The organism is Ureibacillus thermosphaericus (assembly GCF_002370195.2).
GTDB lineage: Bacteria > Bacillota > Bacilli > Bacillales_A > Planococcaceae > Ureibacillus > Ureibacillus thermosphaericus.
In genome coordinates this window covers 207777-225204 of record NZ_AP018335.1, presented here as the reverse complement: position 1 = coordinate 225204, position 17428 = coordinate 207777, and the positions used below count along the sequence as shown (strand labels likewise).

At 36.6% G+C, this 17428-nt stretch carries 13 protein-coding genes and 1 riboswitch; of the genes, 11 read left to right on the top strand and 2 right to left on the bottom strand.

Annotated elements, in window-relative coordinates:
* The first annotated feature begins 28 nt into the window (after positions 1-28).
* Together ku and UtA1_RS01070 are read left to right on the top strand one after the other, a co-directional pair.
* On the top strand, positions 29-853 hold the full coding sequence (gene ku, locus UtA1_RS01075) for a non-homologous end joining protein Ku (RefSeq protein WP_096549768.1): 825 nt from the start codon (positions 29-31) through the stop codon (positions 851-853).
* 180 nt (positions 854-1033) lie between these two features.
* Positions 1034-2194 (top strand): endonuclease Q family protein, encoded by a 1161-nt coding sequence (locus tag UtA1_RS01070; RefSeq protein WP_016838940.1) that lies wholly within the window; start codon positions 1034-1036, stop codon positions 2192-2194.
* Positions 2195-2375: 181 nt separating this feature from the next.
* Here the strand turns inward: UtA1_RS01070 and UtA1_RS01065 are convergent, their stop codons facing one another.
* Positions 2376-3122 carry an alpha/beta hydrolase gene (locus tag UtA1_RS01065; protein WP_016838941.1) on the bottom strand — a complete coding sequence of 249 codons (747 nt, stop codon included), beginning with the start codon at positions 3120-3122 and terminating at the stop codon, positions 2376-2378.
* A 193-nt stretch (positions 3123-3315) separates the two neighbouring features.
* Here UtA1_RS01065 and UtA1_RS01060 point away from each other — a divergent pair, with 193 nt between their 5' ends.
* The 9 genes from UtA1_RS01060 (at position 3316) to UtA1_RS01020 (ending at position 16322) form a co-directional block, all read left to right on the top strand.
* Positions 3316-4197 (top strand): LysR family transcriptional regulator, encoded by an 882-nt coding sequence (locus tag UtA1_RS01060; RefSeq protein ID WP_016838942.1) that lies wholly within the window; start codon positions 3316-3318, stop codon positions 4195-4197.
* Between the two features lie 19 nt (positions 4198-4216).
* The gene (locus UtA1_RS01055) at positions 4217-5098 is read left to right on the top strand and encodes a tetratricopeptide repeat protein (protein WP_172597799.1); all 882 of its coding nucleotides are present in this window, start codon (positions 4217-4219) and stop codon (positions 5096-5098) included.
* 354 nt (positions 5099-5452) lie between these two features.
* On the top strand, positions 5453-6853 hold the full coding sequence (gene hemG / locus UtA1_RS01050) for a protoporphyrinogen oxidase (RefSeq protein ID WP_096549766.1): 1401 nt from the start codon (positions 5453-5455) through the stop codon (positions 6851-6853).
* A gap of 69 nt (positions 6854-6922) precedes the next feature.
* Positions 6923-7027: riboswitch (SAM riboswitch) on the top strand.
* A gap of 102 nt (positions 7028-7129) precedes the next feature.
* Positions 7130-8977, top strand: a complete 1848-nt coding sequence (locus UtA1_RS01045; protein ID WP_096549765.1) for a bifunctional homocysteine S-methyltransferase/methylenetetrahydrofolate reductase — start codon at positions 7130-7132, stop codon at positions 8975-8977.
* Complete coding sequence (metH, locus tag UtA1_RS01040) at positions 8970-12401, top strand: methionine synthase (protein ID WP_096549764.1); 3432 nt, start codon at positions 8970-8972, stop codon at positions 12399-12401. Before UtA1_RS01045 ends, metH begins: the two co-directional genes overlap by 8 nt.
* 259 nt (positions 12402-12660) lie before the next feature.
* Positions 12661-13152, top strand: a complete 492-nt coding sequence (locus UtA1_RS01035; RefSeq protein ID WP_096549763.1) for a GNAT family N-acetyltransferase — start codon at positions 12661-12663, stop codon at positions 13150-13152.
* 165 nt (positions 13153-13317) lie between these two features.
* Positions 13318-14349, top strand: a complete 1032-nt coding sequence (locus UtA1_RS01030) for a fatty acid desaturase (RefSeq protein WP_096549762.1) — start codon at positions 13318-13320, stop codon at positions 14347-14349.
* Positions 14350-14586: 237 nt separating this feature from the next.
* Entirely contained in the window at positions 14587-15714 is a 1128-nt protein-coding gene (locus tag UtA1_RS01025; RefSeq protein WP_172597798.1) for a sensor histidine kinase, read from the top strand.
* Complete coding sequence (locus UtA1_RS01020; protein ID WP_026019112.1) at positions 15714-16322, top strand: response regulator transcription factor; 609 nt, start codon at positions 15714-15716, stop codon at positions 16320-16322. The genes UtA1_RS01025 and UtA1_RS01020 overlap by 1 nt, the downstream gene beginning before the upstream one ends.
* Before the next feature lie 52 nt (positions 16323-16374).
* Here UtA1_RS01020 and UtA1_RS01015 read toward each other — a convergent pair whose 3' ends face one another.
* Positions 16375-17352: a proline dehydrogenase family protein gene (locus UtA1_RS01015; protein WP_016838951.1), complete on the bottom strand. Its 978-nt coding sequence runs from the start codon at positions 17350-17352 to the stop codon at positions 16375-16377.
* Positions 17353-17428: the final 76 nt, after the last annotated feature.

Here is a 17428-nt window from a genome sequence, read left to right as displayed (position 1 = left end):
GCATAATAAGAAAAAAGTAGGTGACGCTATGCATACGATATGGAAAGGTAGCATCAGTTTTGGGTTAGTGAATATACCTGTTAAACTCCACGCAGCTACAGAAAATAAAGATGTAAAACTTAGACAGCTTCACAAAGAATGTCATAGTCCCATTAATTATAAAAAGGTATGTCCCGTTTGCGACAGAGAAGTGAAAAGTGAAGAGATTGTCAAAGCTTATGAATACGCAAAGAATAAATTTGTCGTGTTGGATGAGGAAGATTTGGAAGAATTGAGGAAAGAAAATGAAGAAAAGGCTGTAGAAATTATAGAATTTGTCAAGCTAGAAGAAATCGATCCAATTTATTTTGAAAAAAGCTATTTTTTATCACCTGATACAGGTGGATTGAAAGCATATGCTTTGCTACGTCAAGCGTTGAAAGAATCAGGAAAAATCGGAGTTGCTAAAATTACTATACGTTCAAAAGAACAATTAGCAGTTGTTCGGGTATATGAAGATACATTGTTAATGGAAACAATTTATTTTCCAGATGAAGTTAGAAATGCTAAAGATGTTCCGAATATCCCGAGTGATGAAAAGGTTGTACAAAAAGAATTAGAAACTGCATTGATGTTAATTGATCAACTGACGGTAAAATTTGAACCAGAGAAATATCATGATGAGTATCGTACAGCACTTCTCGAACTGATTGAGCAGAAAAAAGCGGGAGAAACCGTAACAGCTGCGGAGAAAAATCCAGCCATTCCACCTGATATGACCGATTTGATGAGTGCTCTAGAAGCATCATTAAATAAAACGAAAAAGAAACCTGCCACAAGAAAGAAAAAAACAAAAGAGAAAAAAGAAGCATAATGTTGCACTATTTAATTTTTTGATTGATGTGTGAAACACTTCATTAGAAAAAATTTAATAAATACATTTTGAGTAAAGGGACATTCCAAAGATTAACTCCTTTGTAATGTCCTTTTTTATACGAAAAATTTACGAAAAAAATATGCTAAAATAAAATTTAAGTTACAAGGACGTGAAAAGATGAAGAATTACTATGTAGATTTACATATACATATCGGAAGAACTGAGAGTGGACGAGCAGTAAAAATAACAGGGAGTAAAAATTTAACGCTAAAAAATATATTACAAACCGCCTCAAGTCAAAAAGGACTTGACATCGTTGGGATAATCGATTGCCATTCACCTGAAGTCATAAAGGAAATCGAACAACTGGTAGAAGAACAAAGAATTGAGCTTCTTCCGGAAGGGGGATTGCGATTTGATAAGACGACACTCATTCCAGGCTCGGAAATCGAGATTTTTGATGAACACTGTAAGGGGCCGATTCATGTTCTCTCCTTCTTTCCAACTCTTGAGTACATGAAGAAATTTTCCGAATGGATGCGTCCTCTTTTGAAAAATATTCATTTAAGTTCACAACGCATCTATTGTGATGGGAGGACTTTACAACAAAAAGTACAAGAATTAGAGGGGCTATTTATTCCAGCCCATGTGTTTACACCTTTTAAAAGCCTTTATGGAAAGGGAGTAGAAAAAAGCTTATCGGAAGTGTTTGATCCTGAACGAATTGATGCCATTGAACTTGGATTGAGCTCTGATACATATATGGTGCAAGGAATTAGTGAACTTGAAAAATATCCTTTCGTCACAAACTCAGATGCTCATTCTTTAGGGAAACTGGCAAGAGAATATCAAAAAGTTCAACTGGAGGATGCAAATTTTAAAGAGCTTGTTTACGCTTTACAAGAAAAAGGCGGCCGAAAGATTTTAGCGAATTATGGATTAAATCCTCTATTAGGAAAGTATCACTCCACTGTTTGTCAAGAATGTGGTGAACATGTTGAATCGGAAGAATCATGTTCAGCATGCGGAAGCAGCCATTTGGTAAAGGGCGTTTCTAAAAGAATAAACGAATTGAAGGATCATAAACCCCCTACTCGTCATCGACCACCATATATCCATCAAGTTCCGTTAGATTTTATCCCGGGAGTTGGAGCAAAGACGATTCGTCGATTGATTGAAGCTTTCGGTACGGAAATGGCTATTTTACATGAAGTGTCGGTAGAACAATTGGAGCAAGTGGTTCCAAAGAAAATTGCTAATCTAATTGATTTAGCAAGAAGAGGAAAATTAAATATTGAGGTTGGCGGAGGCGGTGTGTATGGGAAAGTAATTGAGTAAAAAACATGCTTAACTTATTTAAGCTTCTCCTATATATAAATTAAAAACAAGCTACGAAGTTAGACGGGGATCTATTTCGTAGCTTGCCAAAGGGATGTATGTCTCAAGGACATATATTTTATAGCAAATTGGGGAATTTGCTAGGGGATACATTATTTATTATGTTGAGAAGATTCAAATATTATTCTTCCCATTTTAAACTTTCAAAGAAGCGATATACTTCTTCAAATACAAGGTCACGTTCTTTATCTACAGTTAAAATGTGACCTGAATTAATAAAGCTTTTAACAGATTTAATGCGCGATTTTACAGAGTTATAAATGTAATCTGCGCTTTGGCAGTAGTATTCATCATCATTTAACCCACGTAAAATATGAACAGGTTTATCTATTTGATTTAATTTCGCGCTTGTATCATTAATAATGCCTTGCAAGTATTCTAGCTTCGGCATTCGATATGTTTTCGCTAAGTTTTCTGGTTTATCTACATCTTCATTATATGTGCCAGTTAATTTTTTGTAATTAATAGTGTAGCTAATAATACGTTGTTGTAAGCTGTCAACACTTTTAGATAACGCTGGTGCTGACATTGTTACGATTGCTTTAATTGGTCGTTCTTCGCCTAGGCGTAGTGAGAAAATGCCGCCTAAAGAAACACCAGCAACCGCAATTTCTTTATACCCTCTTCTGCGAAGTTCATCGTAACCTTCAACAGCGCTATTCCACCATTCGATCGGGTCTGTGTTGATAAGGGTTAAAGGATCACTTCCATGCCCTTTATATAAAGGAGCATGAACCGTATAATTGCGATCTGCTAAATAACGACCTAAACGCTTCACATCATTAGTGTTGCCTGTAAAACCATGTAGTAATAAGACAGCGCGTTTTCCCGTCTCAATAGTAAATGGTTTTGGCGAAACGATTTTCATTATGAAGTACTCCTTTTATAAATAATGTTACAATAAAATGAAAAAAAATGAAAATATCTTGTTTTTTAAAATGAATTTTGTTATGCAAATCAATCTTGTAAACTTATTATAGATACAGCCTTACATAAATACAATTTATTATTTTTATCAAAACCATTCTAAATGGTTATCAATTAACAAAAGGGGTATGTAAATGGAAATACAACAATTGGAATATTTCAAAGTTGTTGCTGAAATAGAACATATGACTCACGCTGCAGAATTGTTAAACATTTCTCAGCCGGCATTAAGTAAGTCGATTTCAAATATCGAACAAGAAATTGGAGTACCTCTTTTTGATAGGCAAGGCCGTTCCATTGTATTGAATCGCTATGGAAAACTTTTTTTGGAAAGAGTGAATACGATTTTAGAAGAATATAATCGAGCGAAACAGGAAATCAATGGATTGATTATGCCAGGATATGGAGAGGTATCATTAGGATTTATCCACACTTTAGGGATGGAGATTGTGCCTGAATTGATGGCTCATGTTCACGAAAAATATCCGAATATCAAGTTTACTTTAACTCAAGCTTCTTCATTGAATTTATTAGAATTGTTGGAAGAAGGGGATATCGATTTATGTTTATCCCAACGTATTGAATCAAAAATAGTTGATATTGAATGGATTGAATTATGGAAGGAAGAATTGTTTGTTATCGTTCCAGAAAATCATCGGTTTGCAAATAAAGAATTTATCAATTTGTCTGAAATAAAAGATGAACCTTTTGTATCTATAAAAAAAGGGAATGCATTACGTCATATTGTAGACCAATTATTAAAAGATGTGGGAATTGCTAAAACGAATATTACATTTGAAGGAGAAGATCCACATACAGTAGCAGGATTTGTTAGTGCTGGCCATGGTATTTCGATTATTCCAGACATTAAAGGATTGAATGAGTATAATGTAAGAAAAATATCGGTTAAAGAGCCCATTTGTGAGCGGAAAATCGGTGTATCATGGGTTAAAGGCCGTTATATGTCTCCTGCTGCAACGAAATTTAAAAATTATTTAGTGGAATATTTTAAATAAAGATAAGGTGTCGATGGTGATGGAATTAGAGATGCAGGAAAGATTTGAAGAGCGTTTACAACAATTGCGTCATTTGCTTACAGAAGAACAAATGCTAGAAGCGAAAAATATATACCAACTTGCCCATGAAAAGAACGTAGAAGCGATGGTTGAATTAGCAGATATATACAGGATTATGGAGGAATATTCTCTTTCTGTTTATTGGTTGCAAAAAGCGAGTAAAGCGGGAAATAGTGAAGCGCAATATCAGTTGGCTAATTGCTATTACGAAGGACTTGGCGTTGAAGAAGATAATGAAATGGCTTTTTCATTATATAAAAAGGCAGCAAAAAACGGACATCCTGATGCAGCTAATAACTTAGCAGATATGTATTTAAACGGTGAAGTAGGCAATGTAAATTATAAGGAAGCTTTAAAATGGTTTGAAGTGGCTGCAAAACAGAATGTTGTAGAAGCAATGTTTACATTAGGAATTATGTATGAGCAAGGAATTGGGGTAAATAGAGATGTCGAAAAAGCATTTCAATATTATTTGAAGGCAGCTGAAGGCGGGGATCTCGATGCCCAATATCGAATGGGTTCCATCTATTTTGAGGGGCTATTGGGCAGGGAGAGGAATGTCCCTCTTGCTATTGAGTGGTTTGAAAAAGCAGCGGAATACCATCACATTGATTCAATTTATAATTTAGGGTTTTTATATGAGAATGGAATCGGTGTAGAAAGAAACGGAAAGAAAGCACTTTATTATTATAAGAGAGCTTCGTTGCTAGGAGATTATCAAGCAAAGTTAAATATCGCATACATTTACAAAAATGGGATTGATGTTGAAGTAGATAAAAAAGCGGCAGCCCGCTGGCGAGAACTGGCAAAACAACAAAAGCAAAATGAGTATAATGAATAATAAGCACACTAAAAAGTATTGCATTACTACATTCCGTGATTCCGTAATGTAATGGGAATGACAGAAAATTACATGCTATGAAGAACAGACGGAAACGACTTACATTTGCAGATTTATTTTATGAAAAACTAGATGAATAAAGTGAAACAGTCCTTTGTAGTGTAGTGGAGAGGGCTGTTTTATATTGTTTAATAATTGGATGAGTTATCAAAAATCCTTTTGTAATAAATTGAACAGTCGAAAAGCATATTTGTTGTTTACTATGTTGAAATTTACTAAAGCCGACACAGAAAGAGTTATAAAAAAAGATTATACTAAAAGTACGGTAAAAAGATCTTATAGGAGTTGTAACGAATGAAAACGGTAACGGTTATCGGTGGAGGAATTACAGGACTTTGCACAATGTATTATTTACAAAAACAATTAAAGGAAAATGAAATTCCTGCCCGTTTAGTACTTGTGGAAAAAAATCCGTACCTTGGCGGAAAAATGCACACAGAGCGTGAAAAAGGATTCATCATGGAAACGGGAGCGGATTCCATTGTAGCACGATATCCAAGCGTAATGGAACTTGTAAAGGAACTAGATTTTGAATCAGAAGTCGTATATAACGAAACAGGAATTTCTTATATTCACACCAATAATGAATTACATGCGATTCCAAAGGACTCTGTATTTGGCATTCCTATGACTCTCGAATCCCTAAAGGCGAGCACATTAATTTCAGAAGAAGGGAAACAACGAGTGTTAAAAGATGAGGAAATACCGAATACGAAATTTACGAAGGAAAGTTCCATCGGAGATTTCTTAGAATACTTTTTAGGAAAAGAAATAGTGGAGAAACAAATAGCTCCTGTATTAGCTGGTGTTTACTCAGGGGACATTTATAAATTGTCCATTGCCTCTACGCTTCCATACTTAGTTGATTACAAAAATGAATATGGAAGTATAATGAAAGGTTTGCAAGCAAATCGGGAAAAGTTTGAACGGGAAGCGAATAAAAAATTCCTTTCTTTTAAAAATGGACTATCTCAACTAATTGATCGAATGGAAGAACTGCTTGTGGATGTAGAAATATATAAAGATACTGAAACAGTTCTTGTTGAGAAGAAAGAACAACGTTATGAAATTTCCTTCGCTAACGGAGAAAAATTGGAATCGGATGTTGTTGTGTTAGCATTGCCCAACCAAGTCGTGAAGCAAGTTTTAAATAATGATGAATTAAATCCTTATTTCAACAAATTTAAAAATGCATCAGCCATTACGATGTATGTAGGCTTCGATCTACCAGATTCTATTTTGCCTAAGGATGGCACTGGATTTATCGTTTCCTACAACAGCGACTTATTATGTAATGCCTCTACTTGGACAAGCCGTAAATGGAAGCATACTTCAACAGAAGGAAATCTACTTGTTCGACTGTTTTATAAAGAAAGTAATCCTCGCTACCAAGAATTAATGAAAATGAGTGATGAAGAGTTAACAAAGGTTGCTTTGAACGATATTCAACTCAGTTTGAATATAGAAGCACAACCTACCATTGTGAATATTACAAAATGGATCGATGCCATGCCAACTTATGATTTAGCTCATCATGAAGCTTTGCAAGAAATAATTACAAAATTAGATAACCTCTATCCGAATATTTACATTGCTGGTTGCTCTTATTTCGGCGTAGGAATTGGTGCATGCATTGATAACGGGAAAGAAACAGCAAAACAAATTATAAACAACTTTTTAAATAATTCCGACTGATTAACTTGACAAAATGAAGTATTGATTTTATGATGTAAGTTATTATATTGATATTTTAAAATCGAATATGACTTATCAAGAGAAGTGGAGGGAACTGGCCCGGTGAAGCTTCAGCAACCACTAAAAATGTTTAGTAAGGTGCTAAATCCAGCGGCAATTGCCGAAAGATAAGGTGACTTCTAAAGGAAATGACAAGCCTTCTTTCGCAAGAAGGCTTTTTCTATTAGATGAATTGACAGAAAATTTATGAAGTAAAGAAAAGTGAGGGAATTTCGGATGGGGCTACTAGATGCGTTAAAACATAAAGTGTTAGTTGCAGATGGTGCTATGGGAACGCTGTTATATTCATATGGACTTGAAAATTGTCACGAAGAAATGAATATTGAAAAACCGGAAATCATTAAAAAAATTCATAAGGAATACATACAAGCTGGCGCAGATGTTATTCAAACGAATACATATGGCGCTAATCGAATCAAGCTCACTCGTTATGGTTTGGAGTCAAAAGTAGTGGAAATTAACGAAGGTGCGATAGGTGTTGCCAAACAAGCAGCCAAGAACAGTGAAGTGTTTATTTTAGGTTCGATTGGTGGTATCCGTGGTGTTCGCAAAGTAGATTATACATTAGATGAAATTCTCGCAGCAGTTCGTGAACAAGCAGAAGTGCTAATTGCGGGGCAGTTAGATGGTTTGTTGTTAGAAACTTATTATGATGTTGAAGAGCTATGCGAGACGTTAAAAATGTTACGAGCCATGACGGATATGCCCATCATTGCTCAAGTTTCAATGCAAGAGCCGGGCGTATTAATGAATGGCATGAAATTGAATGAAGCATTAAAGCAGTTAGAAAAATTAGGTGCAGATATTGTAGGGGTGAACTGTCGACTTGGTCCATACCACACAATACAGGCTTTTGAACAGGTAGAAATTCCTGAACGAGCGTATTTATCTGTTTATCCGAACGCTTCTTTATTAGATATTGAAGAGGGGCGTGTCGTTTACGAATCAGAAGTAGATTATTTTGCAAGGGCAGCGGTTGAATTATGCAATGAAGGAGTAAGGCTCATTGGAGGATGTTGCGGTACAACACCGAAACATATTGAAGCGATGAAAAAGAAGCTTGCTCATTTTCAGCCGGTTGAAAAGAAAGAGGCAAAACCTCAGAGGGAAATAATCATTCGCGAGGCTGAACCGCATAGTTTTGAACCTCTCCACGAAAAAGCAAAAAGAGCACGTTCTGTCATTGTAGAATTGGATACGCCGAAGCATCTTGAAATTGAACAGTTTGTTGAAGGAGCAAAAGCTCTTTACAATGCAGGGGCAGATCTTATCATGATGGCAGACAATTCACTAGCATCTCCAAGGGTTAGCAACTTGGCAATGGGGGCCATTTTAAAACTGCAATATGGCATACGCACAATGCCACATATTACTTGCCGAGATCGAAACTTAATTGGGCTGCAATCCCATTTAATGGGGCTCAATGCTCTTGGCCTTCATGATGTGTTGGCTGTAACTGGTGATCCAACAAAGGTAGGGGATTTTCCGGGTGCAACAAGTGTTTATGACGTTTCATCGATGGAATTGATATCATTAATTAAACAGTTAAATGAAGGGATTTCTTTTTCTGGCAAAGCACTAAGAAAAAAAGCGAATTTCTCAGTAGCAGCGGCTTTCAATCCTAACGTGAGAGTGTTAGATCGTGCTGTCAGCCGTCTAGAGAAAAAAATTGAACATGGTGCGGATTATTTCATTACGCAACCAGTCTATTCGAAGGAAAAAATTGTGGAAATTCATGAGGCGACAAAACATTTAGATACACCAATTTATATAGGAATTATGCCGCTTACTAGCTTTAAAAATGCGGAATTTTTGCATCATGAAGTACCGGGAATTAAATTATCTGATGATGTGTTAGAAAGAATGCAACAAGTAAGCGGAAATAAAGAACAAGAAACAAAAGTAGGACTAGAAATTGCAAAAGAATTGTTAGATACAGCAACGAAATACTTCAACGGCATTTATTTAATTACGCCGTTTATGCGATATGAAATCACTTTACAACTATTGCAATATATTCAACAACTTGACGAGCAAAATAAAGGAGTTAAAGCAAATGGTTAACCATCCAATAGAGGAACAATTGCAAAAAAGAATATTGATTATCGATGGTGCAATGGGAACAATGCTCCAGCAGGAAAATTTAACACCGGAAGATTTTGGTGGGGAAGAATTTGATGGATGTAATGAACACCTTGTATTAACTAGACCTGATGTCATTTCTAAAATCCATCGAGCGTACTTAGAAGCTGGAGCAGATATTATTTCTACAAATACATTTGGAGGAACCCCACTCGTATTAAATGAATATGGATTAGGTTATAAAGCAGAAGAAATTAATAAGAGGGCTGTAGAACTTGCAAAAGCAGAAGCTGAAAAATATTCAACAAGCGACTGGCCTCGCTTCGTTGCAGGATCCATAGGTCCAACGACGAAAACATTGTCTGTAACGGGCGGTATTACATTTGATGAGCTATCTGAAAACTTCTATATCCAAGCGAAAGCACTAATTGAAGGCGGCGCAGATTTATTGTTACTTGAGACAAGCCAAGATATGTTAAACGTGAAAGCGGCAACCCTTGGTTTGAAGCGGGCATTTAAAGAAACTGGAAAAGAGCTTCCGATTATGGTTTCTGCGACGATTGAGCCAATGGGAACAACACTTGCTGGGCAATCTATAGAAGCTTTCTATATTTCTATTGAACACATCAAGCCAATTTCAATTGGGCTTAACTGTGCGACAGGGCCAGAATTTATGACGGATCATATTCGCTCGCTTTCCGAATTATCTACAAGCTATATAAGCTGTTATCCGAACGCTGGATTACCAGATGAAGAGGGACATTATCATGAAACGCCCGAATCTTTATCGAAGAAATTGCAAGGATTTGCTGAAAAAGGTTGGTTAAACATTGTCGGTGGATGCTGCGGTACAACTCCTGCCCACATAAAGGCAATCCGTGAAGCAGTAGAAGGCTATAAACCTCGAAAGAAGAAGGAAAAATCCCTTGGACATGCAGTATCAGGTATTGAACCGCTGCTTTATGATGATTCAATGCGTCCGTTATTTATTGGTGAAAGAACAAACGTTATTGGATCTCGTAAATTTAAGCAGTTAATTATTGATGGAAAATACGAGGAAGCGGCTGAAATTGCTCGAGCCCAAGTGAAAAACGGGGCGCATGTGATTGATATCTGTTTAGCGAACCCTGACCGAGATGAGCTAGAAGATATGCGCCGATTTATGCAAGAAGTGGTAAAGAAAGTGAAAGTACCTTTAGTCATAGACTCAACTGACGAGCGAGTGATAGAGGAAGCATTGAAATATTCTCAAGGAAAAGCAATCATCAACTCCATCAACTTAGAAGATGGAGAAGAACGTTTTGATAAAGTGCTGCCAATCGTGAAGAGATATGGTGCCTCAGTTGTTGTAGGCACAATTGATGAAGAGGGAATGGCCGTCACTCGCGAGAGAAAATTGGCGATAGCAGAGCGCTCTTATAAAATTTTAACGGAAAAATGGGGCATTGCGCCGGAAGATATTATTTTTGACCCATTAGTTTTCCCCGTAGGTACTGGGGATGAGCAATACATTGGCGCTGCAGAAGAAACAATCGAAGGAATTCGACTCATAAAGGAAAAATTTCCGAGAGTTTTAACGGTTCTTGGGATTAGTAACGTTTCCTTTGGTCTCCCACCAGTTGGCAGGGAAGTATTAAATGCAGTATTTTTATATCACTGCACGCAAGCTGGCTTAGATTATGCCATTGTTAATACAGAAAAATTGGAGCGTTATGCCTCTCTACCGGAAGAAGAAATACAATTAGCTAATGATTTAATCTTCAATACAAACGATGAAACATTGGCGAAGTTTACGGCATTTTATCGCGATAAAAAGAAAGAAGAAAAAGTGATTGCTCTTCCTGAAACGGTGGAAGAACGGCTTAAATACTACATCGTCGAAGGTACAAAAGAGGGCTTAATTGAAGATTTAGAAGAAGCAAGAAAAATCTTTGATACACCATTAGATATCATAAATGGACCGTTGATGGACGGAATGGCAGAAGTAGGCCGATTATTTAATGATAACCAATTAATCGTTGCGGAAGTATTGCAAAGTGCCGGAGTCATGAAAGCGGCGGTTGCTCACCTTGAACAGTATATGGAGAAAATGGAAGACAGTTCTGGAAAAGGAAAAGTGATTTTGGCAACGGTAAAAGGTGACGTCCATGATATTGGAAAAAATTTAGTGGATATTATATTAAGCAATAATGGGTATCAAGTGATTGATTTGGGTATTAAAGTGACGCCTGCCGAATTAATTGAAGCCATTCGCAAAGAAAAGCCAGATATTGTTGGCTTGTCAGGATTGTTGGTGAAGTCTGCACAACAAATGGTATTAACCGCTCAAGACTTTAAAGCAGCAGGAATTAATATCCCGATTCTCGTAGGTGGTGCAGCTTTAACAAAACGTTTTACTGAAACAAAAATTGCTGCAGAATATGATGGACCAGTTATTTATGCTAAGGATGCAATGCAAGGATTAGAGCATGCCAATCGTTTAATGGATCCGAATGAACGTGAAGTATTATTAAAAGAAATTAGGGAGTCTCGTGAAAGACGATTAGAAGCAGATGCGAAACGGGCAAGGCGGCCAGTCAAAGAAGTTCCGAAACGACCAGCACGAACTGTTGAGGATGCACCCGTTTTTGTTCCGAAAGATTTAAAAGTGCACATCATGAAAAATTATTCCGTCAAACATTTACAGCCTTATATTAATATGCGGACACTCCTCGGCCACCACCTCGGCTTGAAAGGCAACGTGGAGAAATTGTTGGCGGAGCGCGACGAGCGGGCAACGGAATTATATGATTTAGTAACCAATATATTAAATTCCGAATTGCTCCAACCATCAGGAATGTATCAATTCTTCCCTGCACAAAGCGATGGGGACGATGTGGTCATTTACAGTCCGCTCGATTGTAAAACGGAAATTGAGCGATTCCATTTCCCACGCCAACAAGAGGAACCATATCTTTGTCTAGCTGATTTCTTAAAGCCGGTTGATAGCGGTGAAATGGATTATGTAGCGTTAATGGTCGTGACGGCAGGACACGGAGCGAAAGAGAAAGCAGATCAACTAAAAGAAGAAGGCAAATTTTTAGAAAGCCATGCCCTCCTTTCAACAGCACTCGAGCTTGCAGAAGGATTTGCAGAACGTCTTCACCAAGAAATCCGCGACGTTTGGGGATTCCCAGATCCGACAGACTTTACGATGAAGGAACGTTTTGCCGCAAAATACCAAGGTCAACGTTTCTCCTTTGGTTACCCGGCATGTCCAAATTTAGAGGACCAAGAAAAGCTGTTTAAATTGCTGAAGCCAGAACAAATTGGAGTGCATTTGACAGAAGGGTATATGATGGAACCGGAGGCAAGCGTTTCAGCAATCGTCTTTGCACACCCAAGCGCTAGATATTTCAATGTTTAAAATGAGCATCCCCTAACAACAGGGGATATTTTTATTAGCAAATGGATTTATGAAAATCCCGAACATATCAACCCGCTCGATTTTTATCAACAAGATTTGTGAACATATCGGATGATTTTGTGACAATATTGGCGGATTTTGTGAAAATATCAACGTGCTTGATTTTTATCAACAGGACTTGTGAACATATCGACGGATTTTGTGAAGATTTTCACCATCTCATATTTTTCAATTAGCAACCATGAGGAGGAGATGCAGTATGATTCGTCCAATGACAATGGAAGATCTCGATAGTGTACTTGAAATCTATAACGATGCCATTTTGAACACGACAGCGCTATATCGCACAGAGCCGGAAACGTTGGAAGGAAAACAAAGATGGTTTTTAGAAATTGAAAAGGAAAATAATCCGATGTTCGTATATGAAGAGGATGGGGAAGTCGTTGGATTTGCCGCATTTAAACGATTTGTTTCTAACGAAGGGTACAAATATTCCATGGAACATTCTGTTTATGTCTCAGCAAAACATCGTGGAAAAGGAATCGGAAAAAAACTCTTGCAAAAATTAATCGAAGAAGCGAAAAAGAGAGAAGTAAGAACGTTAATTGCGCTCATAGATTCTGACAATATCGCAAGCATCAAGTTGCACGAGCAGTTTGGTTTTCATTTTGCCGGCAGATTACAACATGTTGGATATAAATTTGGAAAATGGTTGGATATTGTCTATTATCAATTGGAATTATATGAATGACTAATAAAGATTTGATTCATCTCAAATATGGATGGGATGAATCATTTTTTGCATCGAAGTCTATATGACATTTGTAATGTGAAAAACATGATATTTGATTCTACTGGAAACCCTTATGCAATTGTACGATGATAATAACAAATTATAGGAACAGGTGAAAACAAGATGTCATTGACAGATGCTGAAAAGACGAAAAAGCTTCGTAAGGATGTTGCTCCTTTTGCAAAATCGGAAACAAAGATAAGTATAATTCAGATAATGAATACGATAATTCCCCTCCTTATCATTTGGGGAATTGGATATGGTTTCGCGAATACAAATCCATGGATTGGCGCTTTTTGCGGAGTGCTTGCTTCTGGATTTGTAGTGCGCACGTTTATAATTTTTCATGATTGCACTCATGGCTCATTTTTCAAAAGTAAAAAAGCGAATGATCTCGTTGGTAACATCACGGGAATACTCACTTCCTTCCCTTATGCAAAATGGAGGAGGGAACATTTAATTCACCATGCAACAAGTGGCAATTTAGATAAGCGCGGCATTGGTGATATCGATATGTTAACGGTAGATGAATATTTGGCTCTTTCGAAAATGAAACGACTGGCTTATCGTTTATACCGCAATCCATTTGTAATGTTCGGATTAGGGCCTTTGTATTTAGTGTTGGTGTTGAATCGCTTTAATCGTAAAGACGCTAAAGAAAAAGAGCGATTAAACACATATTTTTCAAATGTAATGGTACTATGTATTATTCTCTCTTTGATTATGGCATTTGGTTGGCAGGCAGTATTGCTAGTACATGGTACCACGATGTTTATTGCAGGAGCTCTTGGGATTTGGTTATTCTATATTCAACATACGTATGAAGATTCTTATTTTGAATATGACCCGGAATGGAATTATGTAAAGGCGGCAGTAGAAGGAAGTTCATTTTATAAACTCCCAAAGGTACTTCAATGGATTACTGGGAACATTGGATATCATCATGTCCATCATTTAGCGCCAAGAGTACCAAATTATTATTTAGAAGCCGCTCATAATTCTGTACCACCACTTCAAAAAGCGACAACTATTACAATTAGAACGAGCCTTCAATCGATACGTTATAAATTGTACGATCCAAAAAAGAAAAAGTTTGTAACTTTTAAAGAGGTTGAAAAAGTGTATGCTGGAAAAGTAAAGTCGGTTGAGGCTTAAATGAGAAGGGGCTGTCCAGAAAGTCGAACACTTTCTGAACAGCCTTACTTCTTATAGTAATATTCTCTTAAAAACTTTGCTAATGCGGTGGTCACATCAAACGCGCCTCCTCGTCGCAATTTATCTGCGGCTAAGCATGTGCGACAGCCGCGAAGGGGAGTCTCAAAATGACTTTTCAGACGCCCCCTTTTTAATTTATCCGTGTATAATGAATAGAAAAAGGACTTGATGAAAGCAATGCGTAGTTGGTACATGATTTTTCCAAAAAGTAAATGGATCAGTATATATATATGGATTATATTCTGTATTTTGCCTTTCTATTTTCTTGTTCGTACATTATCTCACATCCAGATTTTTTTCGGCGTAGTCATCATTTTACTCTATTTTTTATTTTATTATTTTTCCTTCCAGTCGAAAAACGGACTCCTATATATGTGGGTCAGTTTTGATATGGTGCTGAATATCATCATGACCTTATTTTATGGTTATGTTTATTTGGCTTTATTTACTTCCTTCTTTATTGGGAATATAAAAAGCACTGTCGGATTTTATATCATGTACGGTTTGCATATTGGGTTTACGATTTTATCAATCGTAGCCGGCTATTTCATCGAATTGGAATCTTTTCTTGACCAGACCCCTTTTATCATTATCACCGTAGTGGGGGTAGTCATTTTACCGATTGCCATTTATAACCGAAATAAGCAGGAAAACTTGGAAGGCGAGTTGGAAAATGCAAAGGAGCGGATTGCAGAACTGATCATCCACGAAGAAAGACAGCGAATTGCAAGGGATTTGCATGATACATTGGGACAAAAACTGTCCATGATTGGTTTAAAAAGCGATTTAGCGACTAGGTTGGTTGAGAAAAATCCGAAAGCGGCAATTCAAGAAATTAAGGAAATACGACATACGGCCAGAATTGCATTAAAGGAAGTACGGGAGCTCGTTTCCAATATGAAAGCGGTGAAGTTGAGCGATGAATGTATACGTGTAGAGGAAATGTTACAAGCTGCTGAGATTCACTATCAGTTGATTGGGGATGTCCATAAACTGAAAATACCGATATTAGTCGAAAATGTGTTAAGCATGTGTTTAAAAGAGGCAGTAACAAATATCGTAAAGCATAGCGGTGCAAAACATTGCAAAATCGAAATTCAACAAAATGAAAATGAAGTGATGATGATGATAGAAGATGATGGGAAAGGACTCAATGAAAAAGTTGGATATGAAGGGAATGGATTAAAAGGGATACGAGAACGATTAGAATTTATCAACGGCACGTTAACTATTGAAAATAATCCAGGAGCTAAATTAACAATTACCATTCCCCTTACTATTACTCATCAGGAAGGAAGTGTATGATGATTCGAATCGTGATAGCTGAAGATCAAGGGATGCTACTTGGAGCGTTGAGCTCACTATTAAACATGGAAGATGATATGGAAGTAGTTGGGCGTGCAAAAAATGGTGAAGAAGCAGTGCGACTTGTCAATGAATTAAAACCAGATATTTGCATTATGGACATTGAAATGCCAGTAAAAACCGGTTTAGATGCTGCTGAAGAATTAAATGGAAAAACAGATTGTAAAATTATCATTTTAACGACTTTTGCAAGACCTGGTTATTTCGATCGAGCAAGAAAAGCGGGAGTAAGAGGATATTTACTAAAAGATAGTCCGATTGAAGAGTTAGTAAATGCAATTCGAGTCATTATGGAAGGAAGAAGAATTTATGCTCCAGAACTCGTTGATATTGTATATGATGAAGAAAGCGAAAATCCATTAACTGAACGAGAAAGCCAAGTGCTAGAGCTTGTTGCAGAAGGAAAAACAACAAAGGAAATTGCTGCCGAACTATATTTATCAACAGGAACTGTAAGAAACTACATTTCCACTATTTTAGATAAGCTTGGGGTTGGAAATCGAATAGAAGCCATTTCTCGCTTTAAAGAAAAAGGATGGAATAAATAAAAAATGAAGGACATAACAACGTTTTGCTTGTTATGTCCTTCATTATATTTAATTATTTATTTTTCTTTGTAACGCGGCCTAATGCAAAGGCAGCAGCCATTAAACCAATAATTGTGTTTGTCTTTTTATTGAATACTTGTCTTGTTACAAGGTTGATGTTTTGTGGACGTTCCGCAAGTCTGCGCATGAAGTATCCGTACCAGTCTGAACCAAATGGAACATAAGTACAGAAATTATAGCCTTCTTTAGCCAATTCTAACTGCATATCTTTACGGAATCCATAAAGCATCTGGAATTCGAATCTATCTTTTGGAATATTATGGTCTTTCACAAATTGTTTAACATGATTAATTACGTTATGGTCATGAGTTGCAATTGATGTAAATTTGCAATTCAACAAGCTGTATTCAATGATTTCAATAAAGTTTAAATCAATATCTTTTTTATCTTGATAAGCAACAGTTGGAGATTCTTTATAAGCACCTTTTACAATACGAAGGCGGTAATTTTTATATTTTTCCGCGTATTCATTTGATTTAAAGAAATATGCTTGAATAACAGTACCAACGTTATCATAAGTTTCTGATACTTTTTCCATTAAGTCGAATGTTGGTTGAAGTAAATCGTGAGTTTCCTGGTCAAAATTCACGTGCATATTATATTTGTGTGCAGTTCCAACAATTTCCATGATATTATCATAACAGAAATCGAAATCAATTTTTAAACCAAGTTGAGAAGGTTTAATTGAGATATGTGCATCAACACCATGTTCATGAATAGCTTCAATTGTTTCGATAATATATTCTTTTGCTTTAATCGCTTCTGAACGTTCGTTAACAAACTCACCAAGTACATCCACAGTACAAGAAATGCCGTGAGCATTTAGCTCTTTAATACTTTCAATAACTTCAGGGATATTTGTACCAGCAACAACGCTTTGTGCACCGAGTTTTAAACCGTATTTTTGTGCGGCTTTATTTAAAAGTTGATTTTCTGATAATGCGATGAAAAAATCTCGTAAAACTGGCATAGATGATCTCCTCTTTTCATATAAGTTGTAGTTTAAGTTCATTATATCACACAAGAATTATAATACTTTCAGTTAA

Excerpts from the sequence above, each read along its gene's own strand:
- ku (WP_096549768.1), top strand. The coding sequence starts at position 29 with ATGCATACGATATGGAAAGGTAGCATCAGTTTTGGGTTAGTGAATATA.
- UtA1_RS01065 (WP_016838941.1), bottom strand. The coding sequence starts at position 3,122 with ATGAAAATCGTTTCGCCAAAACCATTTACTATTGAGACGGGAAAACGC.
- UtA1_RS01035 (WP_096549763.1), top strand. The coding sequence starts at position 12,661 with ATGATTCGTCCAATGACAATGGAAGATCTCGATAGTGTACTTGAAATC.
- UtA1_RS01060 (WP_016838942.1), top strand. The coding sequence starts at position 3,316 with ATGGAAATACAACAATTGGAATATTTCAAAGTTGTTGCTGAAATAGAA.
- metH (WP_096549764.1), top strand. The coding sequence starts at position 8,970 with ATGGTTAACCATCCAATAGAGGAACAATTGCAAAAAAGAATATTGATT.
- UtA1_RS01025 (WP_172597798.1), top strand. The coding sequence starts at position 14,587 with ATGCGTAGTTGGTACATGATTTTTCCAAAAAGTAAATGGATCAGTATA.
- hemG (WP_096549766.1), top strand. The coding sequence starts at position 5,453 with ATGAAAACGGTAACGGTTATCGGTGGAGGAATTACAGGACTTTGCACA.
- UtA1_RS01030 (WP_096549762.1), top strand. The coding sequence starts at position 13,318 with ATGTCATTGACAGATGCTGAAAAGACGAAAAAGCTTCGTAAGGATGTT.
- UtA1_RS01055 (WP_172597799.1), top strand. The coding sequence starts at position 4,217 with ATGGAATTAGAGATGCAGGAAAGATTTGAAGAGCGTTTACAACAATTG.
- UtA1_RS01020 (WP_026019112.1), top strand. The coding sequence starts at position 15,714 with ATGATTCGAATCGTGATAGCTGAAGATCAAGGGATGCTACTTGGAGCG.
- UtA1_RS01015 (WP_016838951.1), bottom strand. The coding sequence starts at position 17,352 with ATGCCAGTTTTACGAGATTTTTTCATCGCATTATCAGAAAATCAACTT.
- UtA1_RS01070 (WP_016838940.1), top strand. The coding sequence starts at position 1,034 with ATGAAGAATTACTATGTAGATTTACATATACATATCGGAAGAACTGAG.
- UtA1_RS01045 (WP_096549765.1), top strand. The coding sequence starts at position 7,130 with ATGGGGCTACTAGATGCGTTAAAACATAAAGTGTTAGTTGCAGATGGT.